Origin of the sequence: Methanobrevibacter sp., assembly GCF_017410345.1 — an archaeon.
Classification (GTDB): domain Archaea; phylum Methanobacteriota; class Methanobacteria; order Methanobacteriales; family Methanobacteriaceae; genus Methanobrevibacter.
Window position 1 is genome coordinate 1 of the sequence record NZ_JAFQQZ010000048.1, and the last position, 18873, is coordinate 18873.

16 protein-coding genes are annotated in these 18873 nt (G+C 37.3%); 7 read left to right on the forward strand and 9 right to left on the reverse strand.

Annotated features, from left to right (window positions below; all coding sequences use genetic code 11):
* Positions 1-100: 100 nt before the first annotated feature.
* The 9 genes from radA to rfbD form a co-directional block, all read right to left on the reverse strand.
* Positions 101-1036, reverse strand: a complete 936-nt coding sequence (radA, locus tag IJE13_RS07055) for a DNA repair and recombination protein RadA (protein WP_292778683.1) — start codon at positions 1034-1036, stop codon at positions 101-103.
* A gap of 55 nt (positions 1037-1091) precedes the next feature.
* Complete coding sequence (locus tag IJE13_RS07060) at positions 1092-3557, reverse strand: OB-fold nucleic acid binding domain-containing protein (RefSeq protein WP_292778685.1); 2466 nt, start codon at positions 3555-3557, stop codon at positions 1092-1094.
* An 867-nt stretch (positions 3558-4424) separates the two neighbouring features.
* The gene (locus IJE13_RS07065; RefSeq protein ID WP_292778687.1) at positions 4425-5828 is read right to left on the reverse strand and encodes an undecaprenyl-phosphate glucose phosphotransferase; all 1404 of its coding nucleotides are present in this window, start codon (positions 5826-5828) and stop codon (positions 4425-4427) included.
* A 141-nt stretch (positions 5829-5969) separates the two neighbouring features.
* Positions 5970-6866, reverse strand: coding sequence for a glycosyltransferase family 2 protein (locus tag IJE13_RS07070; RefSeq protein WP_292778690.1), 897 nt, complete (start codon positions 6864-6866; stop codon positions 5970-5972).
* 72 nt (positions 6867-6938) lie between these two features.
* Positions 6939-7922, reverse strand: a complete 984-nt coding sequence (locus tag IJE13_RS07075; RefSeq protein WP_292778692.1) for a glycosyltransferase family 2 protein — start codon at positions 7920-7922, stop codon at positions 6939-6941.
* 67 nt (positions 7923-7989) lie between these two features.
* Complete coding sequence (gene rfbB / locus IJE13_RS07080) at positions 7990-8997, reverse strand: dTDP-glucose 4,6-dehydratase (protein ID WP_292778694.1); 1008 nt, start codon at positions 8995-8997, stop codon at positions 7990-7992.
* Positions 8998-9053: 56 nt separating this feature from the next.
* Positions 9054-9617: a dTDP-4-dehydrorhamnose 3,5-epimerase gene (rfbC, locus tag IJE13_RS07085; RefSeq protein ID WP_292778696.1), complete on the reverse strand. Its 564-nt coding sequence runs from the start codon at positions 9615-9617 to the stop codon at positions 9054-9056.
* Positions 9618-9683: 66 nt separating this feature from the next.
* Entirely contained in the window at positions 9684-10556 is an 873-nt protein-coding gene (gene rfbA, locus IJE13_RS07090; protein WP_292778698.1) for a glucose-1-phosphate thymidylyltransferase RfbA, read from the reverse strand.
* A 119-nt stretch (positions 10557-10675) separates the two neighbouring features.
* On the reverse strand, positions 10676-11536 hold the full coding sequence (gene rfbD / locus IJE13_RS07095; protein WP_292778700.1) for a dTDP-4-dehydrorhamnose reductase: 861 nt from the start codon (positions 11534-11536) through the stop codon (positions 10676-10678).
* Between the two features lie 193 nt (positions 11537-11729).
* Between rfbD and IJE13_RS07100 the strand changes: the two genes are divergently transcribed.
* From IJE13_RS07100 to mmp11, 7 genes are all read left to right on the forward strand, one after another.
* Positions 11730-12989, forward strand: a complete 1260-nt coding sequence (locus IJE13_RS07100; RefSeq protein WP_292778702.1) for a nucleotide sugar dehydrogenase — start codon at positions 11730-11732, stop codon at positions 12987-12989.
* Between the two features lie 115 nt (positions 12990-13104).
* Positions 13105-14388, forward strand: a complete 1284-nt coding sequence (gene hacA / locus IJE13_RS07105) for a homoaconitase large subunit (protein ID WP_292778704.1) — start codon at positions 13105-13107, stop codon at positions 14386-14388.
* Position 14389: 1 nt separating this feature from the next.
* Positions 14390-14872: a 3-isopropylmalate dehydratase small subunit gene (locus IJE13_RS07110; protein WP_292778706.1), complete on the forward strand. Its 483-nt coding sequence runs from the start codon at positions 14390-14392 to the stop codon at positions 14870-14872.
* 58 nt (positions 14873-14930) lie between these two features.
* Entirely contained in the window at positions 14931-15920 is a 990-nt protein-coding gene (locus IJE13_RS07115; RefSeq protein ID WP_292778709.1) for an isocitrate/isopropylmalate family dehydrogenase, read from the forward strand.
* Between the two features lie 70 nt (positions 15921-15990).
* Positions 15991-16986, forward strand: coding sequence for a glycosyltransferase family 2 protein (locus tag IJE13_RS07120; protein ID WP_292778711.1), 996 nt, complete (start codon positions 15991-15993; stop codon positions 16984-16986).
* A gap of 352 nt (positions 16987-17338) precedes the next feature.
* The gene (gene ribH / locus IJE13_RS07125; protein WP_292778713.1) at positions 17339-17770 is read left to right on the forward strand and encodes a 6,7-dimethyl-8-ribityllumazine synthase; all 432 of its coding nucleotides are present in this window, start codon (positions 17339-17341) and stop codon (positions 17768-17770) included.
* Between the two features lie 140 nt (positions 17771-17910).
* Positions 17911-18849 carry a methanogenesis marker protein 11 gene (gene mmp11, locus IJE13_RS07130; RefSeq protein WP_292778715.1) on the forward strand — a complete coding sequence of 313 codons (939 nt, stop codon included), beginning with the start codon at positions 17911-17913 and terminating at the stop codon, positions 18847-18849.
* Positions 18850-18873: the final 24 nt, after the last annotated feature.

The following is an 18873-nucleotide window of genomic DNA, read 5'->3' on the forward strand; positions in this document are numbered from 1 at the left end:
AAAAATAATTAAAAAAAATTAGTTAAGAGTGAAATCACTCCCCACTAGTGAAAAAGATTTTGGTCCAGGTTTTGCGAGCCGAAGGCGAGCAAAAGCTGGGTTAGTCAACAATACCATCGGTAGTGACTTTAAATACAGCTTCCCCTTCTGGCAAGTGAGGGCTGTCCACCAATCTGGCGATTCTTTTTCCAGCCAATCCTTTTTTCAGCCAGATTCTGTAAGTTGAAGCATGTCCTAAAACGTGTCCACCGATAGCCTTTGTCGGACTTCCGAAGAATGCGTCAGGTCTTGCCTGAACTTGGTTGGTAAGGAAAACAGCCACATTATAAGTGTTAGCCACTTGCTGCAATGCATGCAAGTGTTGGTTTAATTTCTGTTGCCTTGTTGCTAAGGATTCCCTTCCGACATATTCTGCTCTGAAGTGTGCCATAAGTGAGTCGACAATGACCAATCTTACATTAACACCGCTTTGAATCAATTCATTAATCTTTTCAGCCATTAATATTTGGTGAGAGGAGTTGAATGCCCTTGCAATGTGAATCTTTCTTAAAACTTCCTCACGGTCAAGGCCAAATGCGTCTGCAATCTGTTCAACCCTTTCAGGTCTGAAAGTGTTCTCTGTATCAATGAATACGCATTCACCATCTAAACCGCCTTTTTCCTTTGGCAATTGAACGGTGACAGCCAATTCATGGGAAATCTGACTTTTACCTGATCCGAATTCCCCGAACACTTCAGTGATTGCCTGAGTTTCGATTCCTCCTCCAATCAATTCATCGACGCCTTTGCTTCCAGTGGTTATGCGGCCAACATCACGTCTTCTTTCCATCACATCAAATGCTGTTTCAAAATCAATTTTTTCAGCTTTACGTGCTGCTTCAATAACCTTTTCTGCTACCCCTTCACCGATTTCAGCCTTTACAGCCAATTCCTTAGCGGTGGCGGTAGCCAATCTCATCATATCAGCAAACCCTGCTTCCCTTAATTTTTCAGCAGTTTTTTCTCCAACATTAGGTAAGTCTTCAAGTTCTACCATAATTATCAACCCATTAAATAAATTTATTAAAGTTCATCATGCAATAAAATAAAACTTATAGCTCTTTCTTAACGATCTTTTTAGGCCTAAGTCTTATCTCTTCATCATAATTATTGTAAGTCACATCAGCAATCAATTCCAAGGATTGTCCTTCAATATCCATTGCTTTGGTCTCTAGGAATCCGAAGTCACCTTCGTTTTCCTCATACATTTCGACTATTTCATCATGCTTCATGCCAAGCAATTCCTCTACCAATTCATTGAAGAATGTTACTTGGATTTCACCGGTTTCATCAGTGATCTTTGCAGGAAGCATTAAAAGATATTTCGGTTTGTCTATATAGTTTCCACAATGTGGGCACTCCTCTTCATCCTCATCTTCAAGAGTACGATTGCAGATCGGACATTTAGGAATTAGGATCCTTTCAATATAAGGTTCAGAGAATGTACCTGTAATTCTCACATTTCTATCTTCCAATTCAAGGTTTGCAATATCCTTTGAAGTGTATAGGATATTCTGCAATTCTTCAATATCCGGAAGACTGTTCAGTTCATTATAGGAAGGCTGCAATATGTTTGTTGAATTGCCTACAGACAATTCTTCACGATTGGACCTGTCATTATACCTTATGCGTGGATTTTGAATCTTGATTGCCTCATTGAGATCAAAAGGCAAATTGGTCTTGTCATCCCATAATGTAACGGCTATGAAACCTGAATCGTCACCGATGGTCATGTTTCTAACCAAACCTTTGGAACCGTCCGGTCTTTCAAATTCACGGGTATCTTCAATTTCCATGATTCTTCCTACAACCTTGACGTTCATGTCGTCCTCTTCCAAATCATAGATTTTCTTGGTTTGATAGATTTGCTCTTCCAAATCTTCAAATGAAGGCAAGTCAGCAGCTTCAGCATCTGTAAGTTCAATCACTCTGGTTGTCTTTCCAACATTGAGCTCAACTTCATACATGCCTAATCTGGTTCTGGCATTTTCAATTTGATATGCCTTGCCTATTCCATATGAAGCCTCTGCCTTCTCATCCCAGAATGAGATCCTGACTTTTCCGGTTGAATCTGCAATATCTCCGGAACGAACGAATCCGGTTGAACCGTCATCCCTTTGGAAAGAATGTGAATCGTAAATTGTAACCAATCTTCCGATGACATCCACTTCTTCACCATCTTCTTCATGATCCTGAACTTCACCAATGCTTATTGGACCTAATTTGCTTGAGATGTCATTCAATCCTTCAAGCAAGTCATCGTTGACATCAGGGTTTACCTTTAATTCAGTGTTCCAATTGGTGTTTACCCTATATCCGCTGGTAGCATAGTCATCATATTCAATGTTTCCGCCGATGACCTTAAGGATGTCCCCTTTGGAAACTTGCAATTTGGTATCGTCACCCCAAAGGGTAACTCTTATGGAACCGGTATCATCAGTGATTTCAATTGACTTCACAAATCCTTTGGTTCCATCCTGCCTATCAAATTCGATTGTATCCTGGATTTTAGTTACAATGCCTATCAAGCTAACATCCTTGACTTCCTGAGCATTGCCGATTTTAATGATGTTCTCTTCATATTCAGGAATGTCGAAATCCCCTTCAACCTTAAGGATTCTTCCATCCCAATGGGACAATGAGATTTCCCCGTTTCTTTCTCTGGATTGCTCATTAAGGAGCTTGACAATGTCCCCTTCTTTTAAGCCTAACCTATTAATCAGGTCTACATCCTTGTTCCATAAGGTGTAGGAAATTTTCCCGGTACTGTCTTGAATTTCAAGAGAAGTTACTTTTCCTTTCTTTCCATTGCTTTCATAAGTGTGAGGAGCAGGAACTCTGATCAATCTTCCTATGATGCTAACCTTTTCATCAGGAACAATGTCTGCAATTGAAATGAGGTTCTCTTCATAAACCGGAAATTCATCAATGTTTTTAGGGTAGTTCTCATTTGTCTCGTCGATTGCCCTTAGCAATGATCTAGGACGTAAGGAAAATTCCTTGCCTCCTCTAAATCCATCCTTGCAGTCAATTTCTGAAATTTCAACAATGTCTCCTTCAGAGATGTGCTTAAGATGCTTGATGTTTTCGCTCCAAAGAACAAGTCTTACTTCGCCGGTATTGTCTGCAATTTGCATATTTGCAAGACTTCCCTCTTCTCCTTTCCTTGAAATGAATGATTTTGGATTGGAAATAGACATTACCCTTGCAATGACACTGAAACCTTGGCGGCCAGGTTCAACCTCGGCGATTGTCTTCGGATTCTCAAGATCAAAATCAGTTTCAGTTTCTGTTGCGGTTTCCTTTCCGGTAAACGGATTTACAACCATGTCTATGAAATCCTTGTCACTGAAAAAAGAAGCGTCTTTGTATTCATCTTTAACTTTATTAAACTTATCTATGAATTCATCCTTTGATAATGTGTCTTGAACCTTTTCCCAACCATCCACAATGTATTGGAAATCTTCCTCACTAATATCTTCAGCTAAATTCATTCCATTGAAAAATTCTTTATCCATACCAAACCCTCGTTTTTTTTAAATTATAAATTTAGTAAAAATAATCAATAAAACAACAATCACTTAATTTGAATCGTCATATGATTTTCATGCTAAAGATCGATTGAAATTAAGTCTGACCATTTGTTTTATCACAATTTTTTCAAGTTAAATTATAATTTAATTTTCTCCATATATAATAATTAAGACAGAGCATTTGAAAACTAATAGTGGAGTTTCAAGTGAAAAAACATATTGGCCCCAAATGCCTAATTAAAAATGTAACCATACAAGATATTTAATAATGAAATAAGAGCAAATATCAAATAAAAATAAACGATAATAAAAAATAAATCATAAAATAAAAAATCTTATTTTCAATATCATCAATTCTATTTTTCATCATAAATTCATTATAATAATATATTTATAATCTATATTATTTTAATATTTTTAATATCCGAATTTTCATATGAATCCATATCAAAAAAATCATCAAATCATTTAGGTTTCTTGAAATCTCAAGGATTCGAGTATAAATATTAAAACATTGCAGCTTATAAAAGTTTAGGTTTTCATCTCATTTAATATTCAGTCAAATTTCAAAACTTAAATATCATAGGCTAATTTTTAAAAATTAAGTCTGTAATAATCAATTATATGACCAAATATATAAAATTATGCTTTTTTTCATTATAATAATTCATAATAACATCAATTTAGCAATTTTAAGGAAATTTAATAATCTATATGAAAAATAACGAATTTAAAATCATTTTAAAATTAGGATGAAAAAATAAGATAAGACTATAAATTTCAATTGAATTTGAAAATTGACTTGAAAATGAAAAAGTTTAAAAAAAGTGAAAAATCGAGAGTTCAAGCCAATCAGTAGGCATTCTCATCCCTTTTGAAGATGGTCTTCAACATGATTTGAATGTCCAGTACCAGACTCCAGTTCTCTACATAGCGGATGTCATATTCAATACGCTTTTCAATTGAAGTGTTTCCTCTATATCCGTTTACTTGAGCAAGCCCTGTAAGGCCTGGCCTTACCTGGTGCTTGACCATATATTTTGGAATTTCCTTCTTGAATTGCTCTACGAAATATGGCCTTTCCGGACGAGGCCCGACAACGCTCATCTCCCTTTTCAGGACATTGAAGAACTGAGGCAACTCATCAATGCTCATCTTTCTGATGAATGTTCCGACCCTTGTCTTTCTTGGATCGTCTTCTGTTGTCCATTGGGATTTCTCTTCCTCCTCATCCTGAACCTTCATGCTTCTGAACTTATACATCATGAATGGCTTTCCGCCATAGCCTATCCTTTCCTGCTTGAAGATGATAGGGCCAGGGGATTCCAATTTAATTGCAATGGCTGTCAAAATCATGATTGGAGAGGTGATGATAATAGCTACAATGGCTACAAAATAATCTTCAATGATCTTCTTGAACTTATTGAATGCATCATCCAAAGGAACATATCGTATATTGATGATTGGCAGGTCGTCCAGCATGTCAACGGAAGGCCTTGCAGGCAAATACTTATAATAGTCTGGAATGATTTCCGCCTTGATTCCTTCCTCTTCACATGCATCCACAATCTCATTCAAGTGATAATAGTACTGCAATGGAATGGCTATGACAACCCTGTCAAACTTATGGGTCTTCAGGACATCAGGCAAATCCTTGAAAGTGCCTATGAACTTGATTCCCTCAAATGTTTTTCCTAAATGCTCCTTCCTTCCCAAAAATCCGCCAATGTTATATCCCAAATAGGTTTTGGACTTGATCTTATGTGCAAAGGTAAAGGCCAACTCGTTATCCCCGATGATGAGCATATGCTTTAAGTTGCGGTTGTTCACCCTCATGAATCTCAATACCAAGATTACAAGAGCCCTTTCAATAATTGCAAATACCATACCGAACAAGCTTAACAGGAATAGCATGATTCTTGAGAAATCCGGCTGGTTGATGACGAAGAGAATTGCCACTAGAATAATGAAAGCCATTATGTCCGCTTTTATTATATCCTCTGCACCGGACAATATTGAAGACTTGTTCCTGAATGGCTTATACAGGCCAAAAAAGTAGTATAAAAGAAGATAGGTTGGGATAATGCATAAGACAGTGAATACCAAGTAATCAATAAAAGGCAATGATCCTCCCAAAGGACCGAATAGAGTGGTCTTGAATCTGACGTAATAGGCCAGAACCAATGAAAACAGAATTACAAGAACATCTATTACAACAAGCAATGAGTTCAATATTCTTTGATTTTCCTTAATCATCTTACCACTCTTAGTTTATTGATTTGATATTTGTTTAAAGTTGATTGATAATTGATAAAAAATTAAGCACTTATACATTTAATACTATATTCATATCAATATTAGATTTAAAATATATTATTTATAAAATTACCTATTATTTTATGACCTTAAAGCATTCCTAATCAGATTAAAGACCAATAGAACCCCTATTCCAATATAAACGGCAATGTTTACAAGAACATTGTACTTTTCGGTGTAATGCTTTCTATAGAAGACATACATTGCCCTGTAGAATTCATAAATAAGCTTTGGATTTCTCTTTTTGGTCTTCTTATCCTCACTGCTTGCTCCCTTATAATGGATGATTTCAGCCTCGCCGAAGTAGACGATTCTCCATCCTGCCTGCTTTATCCTATAGCACCAGTCAATGTCCTCGCCATACATGAAGAAGGCGTCATCCAGAAGGCCAACATCATCGATTGTGGTTCTTCGAACAAGCATGAATGCTCCGACCAGACAGTCTATCTCATAGACTCCGTCATCATCCAAGTCATCCAGATTGTAATCGTCCCTGTCGCTTGATGTCTTGATGTTGAACAGCTTATAGAATGCATTTACAGGATTTGGAAAGCTGCGCTTGCATGCCTTGTCAAGGGTGCCGTCTGCAAGGGAAACCTTACATCCCAAAGCGCCGACGTCGGCATTTGTAGCTTTGGTCATATAATCCATGCATTTATCAATTGTAGCTTCCTTTATAAGTGTATCTGAGTTTAAAAGAAGAATGTATTCCCCAAGGGCCTCTTCAATGGCTAAGTTGTTTGCCTTTGCAAACCCATCATTGCCGGAGTTGGCTATGACCTTGATGGTCCCTCTTGATATTTCATCCTTAAAGTAGTCTTCAAGCTTTTCCAAGCTGTCATCGGTTGACTTGTTGTCCACTAAAAAGATTTCATATGTATAATGGGTAGGTTCAGCCAAACAGGAATCGATTGTCTCCTTTGTTAATTTGAAGGTATTGTAATTGACAATGATAATGGACAAATCTAATTTTCTCATCTTTACACCTATAATAATGAATAAAAAACATCTATTTCAATTTTGTACAATCTCTATATTATATTAATTTAATCATTTCCTTAAATAAGCGAAAGTATTTTTTATAAGCTTCCATTCTATCTTAAAGTAGTTTTTCCAGTTTTTCCTTAAAAATGGAGTCTTATCTAATTTTTTTCTATCGTTCAGTCCTTCCTTGATTCCATCCAAATAAATGGATCCGTATCCCTTCCTAACAAAGAAAAGATATTTTATCAGGAATCCAAAGAAGAGGAATATGAAATTAATGACCTTTTGAATGATTGGGAAGTTCTTGTAAATCAGGAATACATTGTTTCTGGCTGCCAATCTGATCTTGAATTCGTTGTATCTGCTTCCGCTTGTTCCGCTTCCATAATGGTAGACTATTGAATTCGGGCAGAAATAATTCCTGTAGCCATATATCTGAGACCTGTAGGCAAGGTCTATGTCCTCAACATAGGCAAAGAAATTATCGTCAAACAATCCTATTTCCTCAAGAACTGATTTCCTATACAATGCCGCACCTGCACAAGAGGAGAATATCTCTCTCTTTTCATTGTATCTTTCCACAGGCTGGCCATCCCCTATCTTTTTGGTCCAGGCAAGTATGGTATACTCATCTCCCGCATCATCCATCAGTTCTCTATTGTAATGCTGAATCATCTTTGACTGGATTGAAAATGGATTTTCACCCAATTCAATGGATTCATCCATGGCCTTGATGATCTCCTCCAAGGCATTCCATTCCAATTCGACATCATTGTTCACTGAATAGACATATTCGCACTTTGCCTTTCTGATTCCCTGGTTGACTGCAGGGGCAAATCCTAAATTTTCTTGATTTTTAATTAGAACTATGTCAATCGGATAGTTGGAGCTATTGATGAACTCCTCAATGAATCCTATGCTTCCATCAGTAGATGCATTGTCAATTATAATGATTTCCTCAATGAATCTGCTTTGAATCAGCAAGGTTTCAAAATAGCTGTTCAGGAACTTCAATCCATTATAATTTGGAGTCACTACTGATACTTTCATAAAATCACTTTTTTGAATAATAAAAAAATTAAAAAACTAATAAAACATTAAAAATCATATAATTAATCTATTTTTTTGAATACATTTTCTCATAATATTCCTGGTACTCGCCGGATTTTACCTTTTCCATCCAATCCGGATTGTCCAAATACCAGTTAATGGTTTCTACAATGCCTGTTTCAAATGTGTATTTTGGCTTCCAACCCAATTCTTCTGTAATTTTAGTTGAATCAATTGCATAGCGCCTATCATGGCCCAATCTATCTTTAACAAACTTGATCAGGGATTCAGGTTTGTTTAACTCTTTTAATATGAGCTTTACGATTTCAATGTTTTCCTTTTCATTATGGCCCCCGATATTATAGACCTCTCCCAATTTACCCTTATGAAGGACTAGGTCGATTGCTGTGCAGTGGTCGTATACATGGAGCCAGTCCCTGATGTTCTTTCCATCACCGTAGACAGGCAATTCCTTATCTTCCAAGGCATTTGAAATCATGAGAGGGATTAGCTTTTCGGGAAATTGATAAGGGCCATAATTGTTTGAGCATCTTGTAATGTTGATAGGCAAACCGAATGTTTCACCATAAGCCCTGACCATCAAATCCGCACCGGCCTTTGAAGCGGAATATGGGCTGTTTGCTTGAAGGGGACTTTCTTCTGTAAAGTAACCTTCACTTCCAAGGCTTCCATAAACCTCATCAGTGGAGACCTGAAGAAACTTCCTGATATCATGTTTCTTAGCTGCATCCAAGAGCACTTGAGTTCCTATGATATTGGACTTTATGAATATCTGAGGGTCTTCGATGCTACGGTCCACATGGCTTTCAGCAGCAAAATGAACTATGTAATCCACATCCTTGACGATGAAATCGACCAATTCCGCATCTTGAATGTCTCCCTTTACAAAGGTGTAATTTGGATTGTCTTCAATATCCTCCAAGTTTTCAAGATTCCCGCAGTATGTTAGGGCATCCAGATTCACAATCTCATAATCCGGATACTTTTCAAGCATGTATTTTACAAAGTTGCTTCCTATGAATCCTGCTCCACCGGTTATTAAAACTTTAGTCATATAAATCACTTAAATCAATAAAACTTTTATCCTATCCTGAAATCATATAAATATTGTTAAAAGTCAGTTTCTGTCTCACTTAAGGGTTTCCATAATTTATCCTTATCAGATAAAAGAATGTTCTCTTCACCAATCTCATCCAATGGCCAGTCAATGGCTATCTCAGGATCATTCCAAATGATTCCTCCCTCATCATCGCCATTATAGAAATCTGTGCATTTGTAGACGAATTCAGCCTCATCGGATAAAACCAAAAATCCATGAGCAAATCCCTTTGGTACAAAAAGCTGCTTTTTATTCTCTTCTGAAAGAATCTCGCCAACCCATTTTCCATAGGTCTCTGATTTTTTTCTGAGGTCAACAGCCACATCAAAAACCTCACCCTTTATTACGCGAACCAATTTGCCTTGAGGCTGGGTGTATTGGAAATGAAGTCCTCTTAAAACTCCTTTTGATGATTTAGACTGATTATCCTGAACAAAGGTCAGGTCAATTCCTTCCTCCTTGAAGTCATTTTCATTATAGGTTTCCATGAAGTATCCTCTCTCATCACCAAAAACTGTTGGCTCCACAGTGAAGACACCTTCAATTTCGCTTCTTGTAATTTTGAATTTACCCATTAAAACACCTGATTGTAAAAATTCTTAATAATAATTTTAAATCATTGCTTAAATTAAAATTTTTAATTATAATTTTCTCTCTGCCAATTCAAGCAAATAATCACCATACTCTGTTTTTCTAAGAGGCTTGGCCAATCTCAACAGGTCTTCTTTAGTGATATAACCTTTCAAATAAGCTATCTCTTCCAGACAGGCAATGTATAGGCTTTGCCTTCTTTGCACGGTTTCAATGAAGTTACTTGCTTCAAGGAGACCGTCATGGGTTCCGGTATCCAGCCAAGCCATACCTCTACCAAGCAATTCTACCTTAAGCTTACCCATTTTGAGATACTCTTCATTTACAGAGGTGATTTCAAGCTCTCCTCTTTCAGATGGCTTTACCTTTTTAGCTATCTCAATGACATCATTGTCATAGAAATAAAGCCCCGGAACAATATAATTGGATTTCGGATGCTCTGGCTTCTCTTCAATGGAGAGTACATTCCACTCCTTGTCGAACTCCACAACGCCAAAGTCCTCAGGCCTGTTAGTATAGTATCCAAAGACAACTGCCCCTTCCTCAAGGTCACATGCCCTTTCCAATATCTCTGTGAATCTGTGTCCATGGAACACATTGTCTCCTAGAATGAGGGCAACATTGTCATCTCCGATGAAATCCTCCCCAATGATGAACGCTTCAGCCAATCCATTTGGATTTTCCTGTTCTGCATAGGAGAAGGATATTCCCAAATCAGACCCATCTCCCAAGAGCTCCTCATACAACGGCAAGTCTCTTGGTGTTGAAATGATCAGGATTTCCTTGATGTTTGCCAACATTAAAACAGATATCGGATAATAGATCATCGGTTTGTCATATAAAGGCAATAGCTGTTTAGATATAGCTTTTGTAATCGGATACAATCTTGTTCCAGCACCGCCAGCCAATACAATTCCTTTCATGTAATCACTTCTTTTATAAAAATTATTGTTGAATTAATTGTTTTTTAAACTAAATAGATTGTTAAATTAAATTATTATGATTTTTAATTGCTTTAAATATTGAATCAAATATTTTTTTATTAAATTTTCCTAAGTCTCTTGAAAAAATTATACAATGATAAGAATGCTCCTAAAGCCTCTTTATAATCTCTCATTGGAACAAATCCTGCTGCATTCCACTTCTTATTGTCTAGAACGGAATAATGAGGTCTTGGAGCAGGTCTTGGAAACTCTTCAGTTGTGACTGGAATGACATTTACATCAATGCCAGAGAGTTCAAATATGTCACAAGCAAAGTCATACCAGGAGCATTCCCCTTCATTTGTCACATGATAGATTCCATATTTGTCACTATGCAAAAGGTTGGTGATTGCCACAGCCAAATCCAGAGAATATGTGGGAGATCCTATCTGATCATTGACTACGGTTATCTCATCATGGCTTTCAGCCAAATCAAGCATAGTCTTTACAAAATTATTGCCATGAAGGCCATAGAGCCATGCGGTACGAAGGATGAAATACTTGTCAGTGTACTCTTGAATGAATTTCTCACCTTCAAGCTTTGTCTTTCCATAGGCACTTTGAGGACCTAATTTGTCAGCTTCCATAAGAGGGCTTATCTTGCTGCCGTCAAAGACATAATCTGTGCTGATATGGACTAAAGGAACATCAATCTTTTTGCAGGCAATGGCCAAATTTTTAGGGCCTATTGCATTTACTGCATATGCCTCATCATAATGGGTTTCACAATCATCTACGGCAGTATATGCTGCTGCATTAATGACCAAATCAGGCATATTTTCACTGATGAAATCGATTACCTTTTCCTCATCGGTGATATCCAAATCCTTTGAACCGGTGCATATCAATTCAAAGTTCTTAAGGACTTCCCTCAAATCTGAACCCAACATTCCATAAGCGCCAGTGATTAATATTTTCATTATTTCTCCTCAAAGTCAATTTCAAAAATTTTTATCATGATATAAGTTTATCCAACAAACATCATAATATAATTTTTTAGTTTTATAAAATATAAATATATTCTATTAGATTTTAAATTTAATATGTATAAAATATTTATATTAAATGACAATCATATATAAAATCGTATAAACTATTATCAGGGCGATATTTATGAAGATTTGTATTGTAGGACAAGGATATATTGGATTGCCGACAGCGGCACTCTTCGCTAAAAATGGCTGTGAAGTCCTTGGAGTGGATGTTAATGAGGAGATTGTTGAAAAATTGAACCAAGGAATAGCTCATATTGAAGAGCCTGGAATAACTGAAGCGATTAGTAATGCTGTGGAAAAAGGCCATTACAGAGCTTCCCTAAAGCCTGAAGAAGCTGATACCTTCATCATTACCGTTCCTACACCTTATGTAAGGGAAGACTTGAGCTGCGACTTAAGCTATGTAATATCCGCATGCCAATCAATTTTGCCTGTCTTGAAAAAAGGAAATGTGGTCATCATTGAATCCACAATAGCTCCTATGTCCACCGATGAAACTATCAAGCCAATATTTGAAAATGAAGGATTTGTGATTGGAGAAGATCTGTTCCTTGCTCATTGCCCTGAAAGAGTTCTCCCTGGACAGATTATGGAAGAATTGGTAAACAACAACAGAATCGTAGGTGGAATCACAGAAGAGTGCAGCCACAAAGCTGCAGATGTTTACAGAACCTTTGTGAAAGGGGAAATAATCGAAACAGAGGCAAAAACTGCAGAATTGTCAAAATGCATGGAAAACACCTTTAGGGATGTGAACATCGCACTTGCCAATGAACTTGCCAAAATATGTGCGGAAATTGGAGTCAATGCCCTTGACGTCATTGAAATGGCAAACAAGCACCCAAGAGTAAATATCCATAGCCCAGGTCCTGGAGTGGGAGGACACTGCCTGGCCATCGACCCTTATTTCATATATGCAAAGGCTCCTGACGTTGCAAAGATAATCAAGTTGGCAAGGGATACAAACAACAGCATGCCTGGATTCGTAATAGAGAATACAGGCAAGATATTGAGCAATCTCGACAAGGATGCTGAAAAGATCAGCGTATTTGGAGTTGCATATAAGGGAAATACCGATGATGCAAGGGAAAGCCCGGCATTTGAAATAATCACAGGATTGAAGGCAGCGGGATATGAAATAGCTATCCATGACCCTCACTTTGACAATCCTGATTATCTTGATTTCGATGAGGCGACTAAGGATTCCTCAATGGTCCTGATTCTAACTGACCACAATCAATTCAAGGACTTGGATTATGACGCTTTAAGAAAGAATATGAAATCAAAAATCATCTTCGATACAAAAAACATCATTAAAGATGTGCCTGAAGACATTACTTTAATAAATTATGGCAATTTGTATAAATACAATAAATAATCAATAAAAGAAATATTGTAAAAATCAAAATATTGAAAATAATCAAATAAATTATATTTAATCAAAAAATCATGCTAACTAACTATCATTAACTCTTTTTGATTGAGGTGAAAATATGTCAACAATTGCTGAAAAGATATTTGCAAGAGCTTCCGGAAAAGGAGAAGCGGAAGCTGGTGACATTGTCATGGCAGATATCGATATAGCCATGATGCATGATTTGACTGGACCTCTTGCAGTTGAATCATTCGAAAAAATAGGAACTGAAAAGGTATGGGATTCCTCTAAAATAGTGATTCCATTTGACCATCAGGTTCCGGCAGATTCACTTGACTCTGCAAACAACCATATCCTGATGAGAAAATTCGTAAAGGAACAAGAGATTGAGAACTTCTACGATGTTAAGGAAGGGGTCTGTCATCAGGTCCTTCCTGAAAAGGGCCATGTGATACCTGGAACAGTCATTGTAGGGGCAGACTCACATACATGTACCTATGGTGCCCTTGGAGCATTTGCAACTGGAATCGGCTCTACAGACATGGCGATGGTATTGTCCACCGGACAGTTATGGTTTAAGGTTCCTGAAACAATAAGATTCAATGTAAACGGTCAACTGAAAGAGAATACATCTGCAAAGGATGTGATCTTAAGCATCATAGGCCAGGTTGGAGCGGATGGCGCTACCTACAAATCCTGTGAATTTGCAGGAGAAACCATTTCAAGCATGAACGTTTCAGAGAGAATGGTGCTCTCAAATATGGCCATTGAAATGGGAGGAAAAACAGGACTTATAGAGCCTGACAGCAAGACATATGAATACCTCAAGGATAGAGTTAGTGGAGAGAATAAAAATAGATTGAAAGCTTTTATGGAAAAATCCAATCTTAAGACTGACTTGGATTCCAATAGCTTGGAGATTATTGACATTGATGTAAGCGAGCTTGAACCTCAAATAGCTTGCCCTCATAATGTTGACAATGTAAGGCCTGCAAGCGAGCTTGGTGACGTTGAACTTGACCAGGTCTTTATCGGTTCATGTACTAACGGCAGAATTGAAGATTTAAGGGATGCCGCAAGAATACTTAAAGGAAAGGAAATAGCTAATGGCCTAAGAATGCTGGTCATTCCAGCCTCTAAAGAGACTTATCTTAAGGCATTGGATGAAGGATTGATCAAGATATTCGTAGAAGCGGGAGCCCTTGTATCTGCACCATGCTGCGGACCATGCCTTGGAGGCCATACCGGTCTCATTGGCCCTGATGAAGTAAGTCTTTCAACCTCTAACAGAAACTTCAAGGGAAGACAGGGAAGTCCGGAAGGGAAGGTTTACCTATCTTCAGCGAAAGTGGCTGCCCAGTCAGCCATTGAAGGAAGAATTGCTGTGCCAGGGGAGGAATAATATGAAAGGAAAGGTTTGGAAATTTGGAAATGACATTGATACAGACATTATTCTTCCAGGAAGATACTTGATCTACACTGATGAGGAAAAGCTGTCAGAGCATTGCATGGAAGGATTGGTGGAAGATTTCAAATCAAAAGTTGATGCTGGAGACTTCATTCTTGGAGGAAGCAATTTCGGATGCGGGTCAAGCAGGGAACATGCCCCAATAGCCATCAAGGGATGTGGAATATCTGCAGTGATAGCCGAATCCTTTGCAAGAATCTTCTATAGAAATGCGACAAATGTGGGAGTTCCGCTTTTGGAGGCCCCAGGTATAAGTGAAATCATTGAAGATGGCGAGGAAATAGAAGTTGATATGGAGAATGGATTGATCATATCTGAAAGGGGAAAGGAAATCGAATTCAAAAAACTTCCTCCATTCATGATGGAAATTCTTGAATCCGGCGGACTGATCAATTATTTGAGAAATCAAAATGAATAAGTAAATTTTTAACGAATATATTATTATCTAATATTATCTTAATAAAAGAGGTTAAATGATGTATGATATTGCAGTGATTCCAGGAGATGGAATCGGTAGGGAAGTTATGGATGCGTGCATAAAGGTATTGGATTCATTGGACATTGACTTTAATTTTACATACGGTGAAGCTGGAGATGAATGCCTTGAGAAAAATGGTCAGGCTTTGCCTGATGAGACAATAGCGCTTGCAAAAAATGCAGATGCATGCCTCTTTGGAGCTGCCGGTGAAACCGCAGCGGATGTTATAGTAAGGCTTAGGCAGGAACTGAACTTATTTGCCAACCTAAGGCCCGTCAAGTCCTATCCGAACACAAATGCCCTTTTTGACAATCTTGACTTCATGATTGTAAGGGAAAACACCGAAGGAATGTATATTGCAAAGGAAGAGGAATATACAGAGGAAGGTGCAATAGCTAGAAGAATCATCACCAGGGAAGCGGAAAGAAGAATCATTGACTATGCATTCCAATACGCCAAAAGCAACAATAAAGGCAAAGTCACCGGTGTTCACAAAGCAAACGTATTGAAGGTGACTGATGGCCTGTTCAAGGAAATCTTTTATGAAGTGGCCAAGGAATATGAAGGTGAAATCGAAGCAGAGGATTTCTATGTGGATGCAACTGCAATGTATCTCATCACAAGGCCTGAAAGCTTTGAAGTGATCGTAACAACCAATCTCTTTGGAGACATACTATCTGACGAAGGAGCAGGTCTCGTAGGAGGTCTTGGAATGATTCCATCCGGTAACATAGGAGAGAATGGAGCATTGTTTGAGCCTGTCCATGGTTCCGCACCGGACATTGCAGGTCAGGGAATAGCAAATCCAATGGCCATGCTTCTTTCAGCCTGCATGATGTTGAACTATTTGGAAGAGTACGAAGCTGAGGATAAGTTGAATGATGCAATACTTGCAGTCTTGAATGAAGGAAAAGTCTTGACTCCAGACCTTGGCGGAAATGCAAGCACTACAGAAGTGGCTGAAGCCATCATTGATGCTTTGAATTAATAATTATAAATTTAATAATCATTTTAATAATTAATCTAAAAAAATTAAATAAAATTAATAAGGAATCGAAATGACCAATCCGAAAATATCCGTTATCCTATCTGCCTATAATGAAGAGAAATTCATTGAAAATGCCATTGAAAGCGTAGTTAATCAGACCCTTGAAGACATTGAAATCATCATAGTCAACGATGGGTCAACCGACAATACATTGAATATCATCAATGGCTATGCAAAGGAAGACTCTAGAATCATAGTGATTGACCAGGAGAACATTGGCCTTGGAGCAAGCAGAAACAAGGGAATGAAAATAGCCAGTGGGGAGTATGTAACTTTCCTTGACGGCGATGACTGGTTCACTGAAGATGCCTTTGAAATTGCTTATGGCGAAGCAAAGGCAAAGGATACAGACATTACCATGTATCAGATGATCAATTACGATGACGAAACAGGAAGAATATATGAAAACGATTGGTTTAACCTGAACAATCTTGATGAAATCTTTGATGATATAGTCTTCTCACCTGAAAAGACAAAGGATTTTCTCTTTGACCTGTCAGTGAGCAGCTGCCAGAAGATCTATAGAAACAGCTTTTTAAAATCAATTGACGCAAGCTTTCCGGAAGGAATATACTTCGAGGACATGCCTTTCTTCTTTTATGTCTATCTTAAGGCGGAAAGGATATCAATCATCCGAAAACATTTCTATTACAGACGAAAGCACAATGCCTCAATAACCCATGTGGTCGATGCAAACTACCTGGATACAGTTGAGGCCGGCTGCGAGCTCATGAGAAGGATGATAGACAATGGCTTCTATGAAGACTACAAGTTCGACCTTTTGGCCTACAAGGTCAACGGTCCGAGAATGGCGCTTATGGACATTACTGAAGATGCGAAGGAGCCATTATTCAATCTTATCAAGGAAGATTATGAAAAGATAAAAGAGACCGAATATTTCCAGGACTACTTGGATAATCTAGGCCCAAAAAAGAAGAAATTCTTCCTGGATGTTTTGAAATATGATAGTTACAGTGAATTCAAAAAGGAAAATCCTGAATACTGATTCATAATTCATTGAAAATGAAAATCCGGAATATTGATATGATTTTTTAAATTAAAAAAATTTTAAAAAATATTTAAATAATATAAAACATTTATAAGTAATTACAATAATATATAAAAATATTAAAAATAAAATTTATAAATTTCAATCTATAATAAAAGGAGATTTAAAATGGACGCAGTAAAAATTGCAGCATTGTTTATTATTTTCATTATGGTTTTCAGTGCAGTAGCTACTTTCATTACATACGTGATGTAAACAATTGAATCATCAAAATAATAAATGGTAAATGATAATAAAAAGTTTAAATCTAATTGAATTACAAAAGAAATTTTATGTGGAGAGATAAAAAATGGTAAAATATAATATTGGTGCAGTAGTTGCAGAATTTAATTATGACATTACTCATATGATGTTGGAACTTGCAAAAGCTGAAGCTAAAGTTCGTGACTGTGAAATTACAAAAATTGTAATGGTTCCTGGCGTATTCGATATGCCACTTGCAATCAAGAAATTAACTGAAGCAGACCAAGAAGGCAAAATTGACCTTGACTGCATAATCACTTTAGGTACTGTAATTGAAGGTGCAACCGATCACGACCAAATCGTAGCTCAACATGCATCCCGTAAAATTGCTGACTTGTCCTTGGAATGGGGCAAACCTATTTCCCTTGGAATCAGCGGTCCTGGAATGACCAGATTAGATGCACACAGAAGAGTTAGCTATGGTAAAAACGCTGTTGAAGCAGCTGTTAAAATGTGTGACAGATTACAAGACATTTAATTTTAAAAATTTATTTATTAAAAGAATTTGATTCAATCAATTCTTTTAAACTATTTTTAACTATTTTAAAAAAATTTAATTGATTTAATCATTATTGAAAAAATTTTGATTAAACTTTTTCTAAAAGTTTAGAGGATAATATGGCAATTTTAAAACCTGATGAGTTAAAGGAAAAATTTGATGACCCATGGATTGCTCCATATGAGAAAGTCATTACAATGGCTGATGGAGATATTGTAGAACTTATTGAATACCACCCATGCCCAAGCGGTTCCAACTGGTTGCTTTATCAATACCAACACAGCAGTGAACTTATCATTGATGCTAAAAGAGATGGAAACAAGCACACCTACCTTTGTAAAGTAGGTAAAAAGCCAATAGACCTTAAGGCAAGTATCAATGCTGCTGGAATTGAAGAAGTTGCAATTGATGAAGAGGCAAAAGAAGTTAAAGTCACTCACGGAGGTCTTGCTGGCGCTGGTGTAGGTGCTGGAATGTGCAGAGGAATGGGTGAAGGTGTCAAATATGTGGATGTCCTTGAAGTTGGTGGAGGCAGTAAGGAAGGAAAAGCTACTGTTGTAACTCCTAAATACGAGAAATTAGTCATTGGAATAGATGACACAGACGTTAAGGATGCAGGAGCAACTTGGACTATGGCTCATAACATTGGCCTTCAATTGAAAGAGGAAGGATTCGAATATCTTGACCATATTATCGTTCAGTTATTCCCACATAATCCTCACAAAACTCAAAACTGCGTTTCAATTGCACTTACCTTTGCTGTAATGGCTGAAGATAAGGAAAGATTGATCAACAGACTTATTGAAATCTTAGAGCATGACACATTATCCGATAAGACTGCAATAGCTATTCTCGAAGGAATAGGAATCCCACCTAAACTTAGAGAATATGCAATGGCTACAAAAACCGGCATGATGGATGTTGAAACTGCTGAAAAGCTTGCAGAAGAATTAGACATTCCACTCATTGCAGTTACTGGAGACCAAGGAAAAGTAGGTGCACTTGCAGCATTAGGTCTTCATGATGATGTTGATGAGGCAGTTAAAGTTTATTACTAGTTCAAACTTTTAAAAAGTTTGAAC

Bases quoted from the DNA above. Each gene is read 5' to 3' on its own strand.
- IJE13_RS07060 (WP_292778685.1), bottom strand. From the start codon at position 3,557: ATGGATAAAGAATTTTTCAATGGAATGAATTTAGCTGAAGATATTAGT.
- IJE13_RS07115 (WP_292778709.1), top strand. From the start codon at position 14,931: ATGTATGATATTGCAGTGATTCCAGGAGATGGAATCGGTAGGGAAGTT.
- rfbB (WP_292778694.1), bottom strand. From the start codon at position 8,997: ATGACTAAAGTTTTAATAACCGGTGGAGCAGGATTCATAGGAAGCAAC.
- IJE13_RS07070 (WP_292778690.1), bottom strand. From the start codon at position 6,866: ATGAGAAAATTAGATTTGTCCATTATCATTGTCAATTACAATACCTTC.
- IJE13_RS07065 (WP_292778687.1), bottom strand. From the start codon at position 5,828: ATGATTAAGGAAAATCAAAGAATATTGAACTCATTGCTTGTTGTAATA.
- rfbC (WP_292778696.1), bottom strand. From the start codon at position 9,617: ATGGGTAAATTCAAAATTACAAGAAGCGAAATTGAAGGTGTCTTCACT.
- radA (WP_292778683.1), bottom strand. From the start codon at position 1,036: ATGGTAGAACTTGAAGACTTACCTAATGTTGGAGAAAAAACTGCTGAA.
- hacA (WP_292778704.1), top strand. From the start codon at position 13,105: ATGTCAACAATTGCTGAAAAGATATTTGCAAGAGCTTCCGGAAAAGGA.
- mmp11 (WP_292778715.1), top strand. From the start codon at position 17,911: ATGGCAATTTTAAAACCTGATGAGTTAAAGGAAAAATTTGATGACCCA.
- rfbA (WP_292778698.1), bottom strand. From the start codon at position 10,556: ATGAAAGGAATTGTATTGGCTGGCGGTGCTGGAACAAGATTGTATCCG.
- IJE13_RS07100 (WP_292778702.1), top strand. From the start codon at position 11,730: ATGAAGATTTGTATTGTAGGACAAGGATATATTGGATTGCCGACAGCG.
- IJE13_RS07110 (WP_292778706.1), top strand. From the start codon at position 14,390: ATGAAAGGAAAGGTTTGGAAATTTGGAAATGACATTGATACAGACATT.
- ribH (WP_292778713.1), top strand. From the start codon at position 17,339: ATGGTAAAATATAATATTGGTGCAGTAGTTGCAGAATTTAATTATGAC.
- rfbD (WP_292778700.1), bottom strand. From the start codon at position 11,536: ATGAAAATATTAATCACTGGCGCTTATGGAATGTTGGGTTCAGATTTG.
- IJE13_RS07120 (WP_292778711.1), top strand. From the start codon at position 15,991: ATGACCAATCCGAAAATATCCGTTATCCTATCTGCCTATAATGAAGAG.
- IJE13_RS07075 (WP_292778692.1), bottom strand. From the start codon at position 7,922: ATGAAAGTATCAGTAGTGACTCCAAATTATAATGGATTGAAGTTCCTG.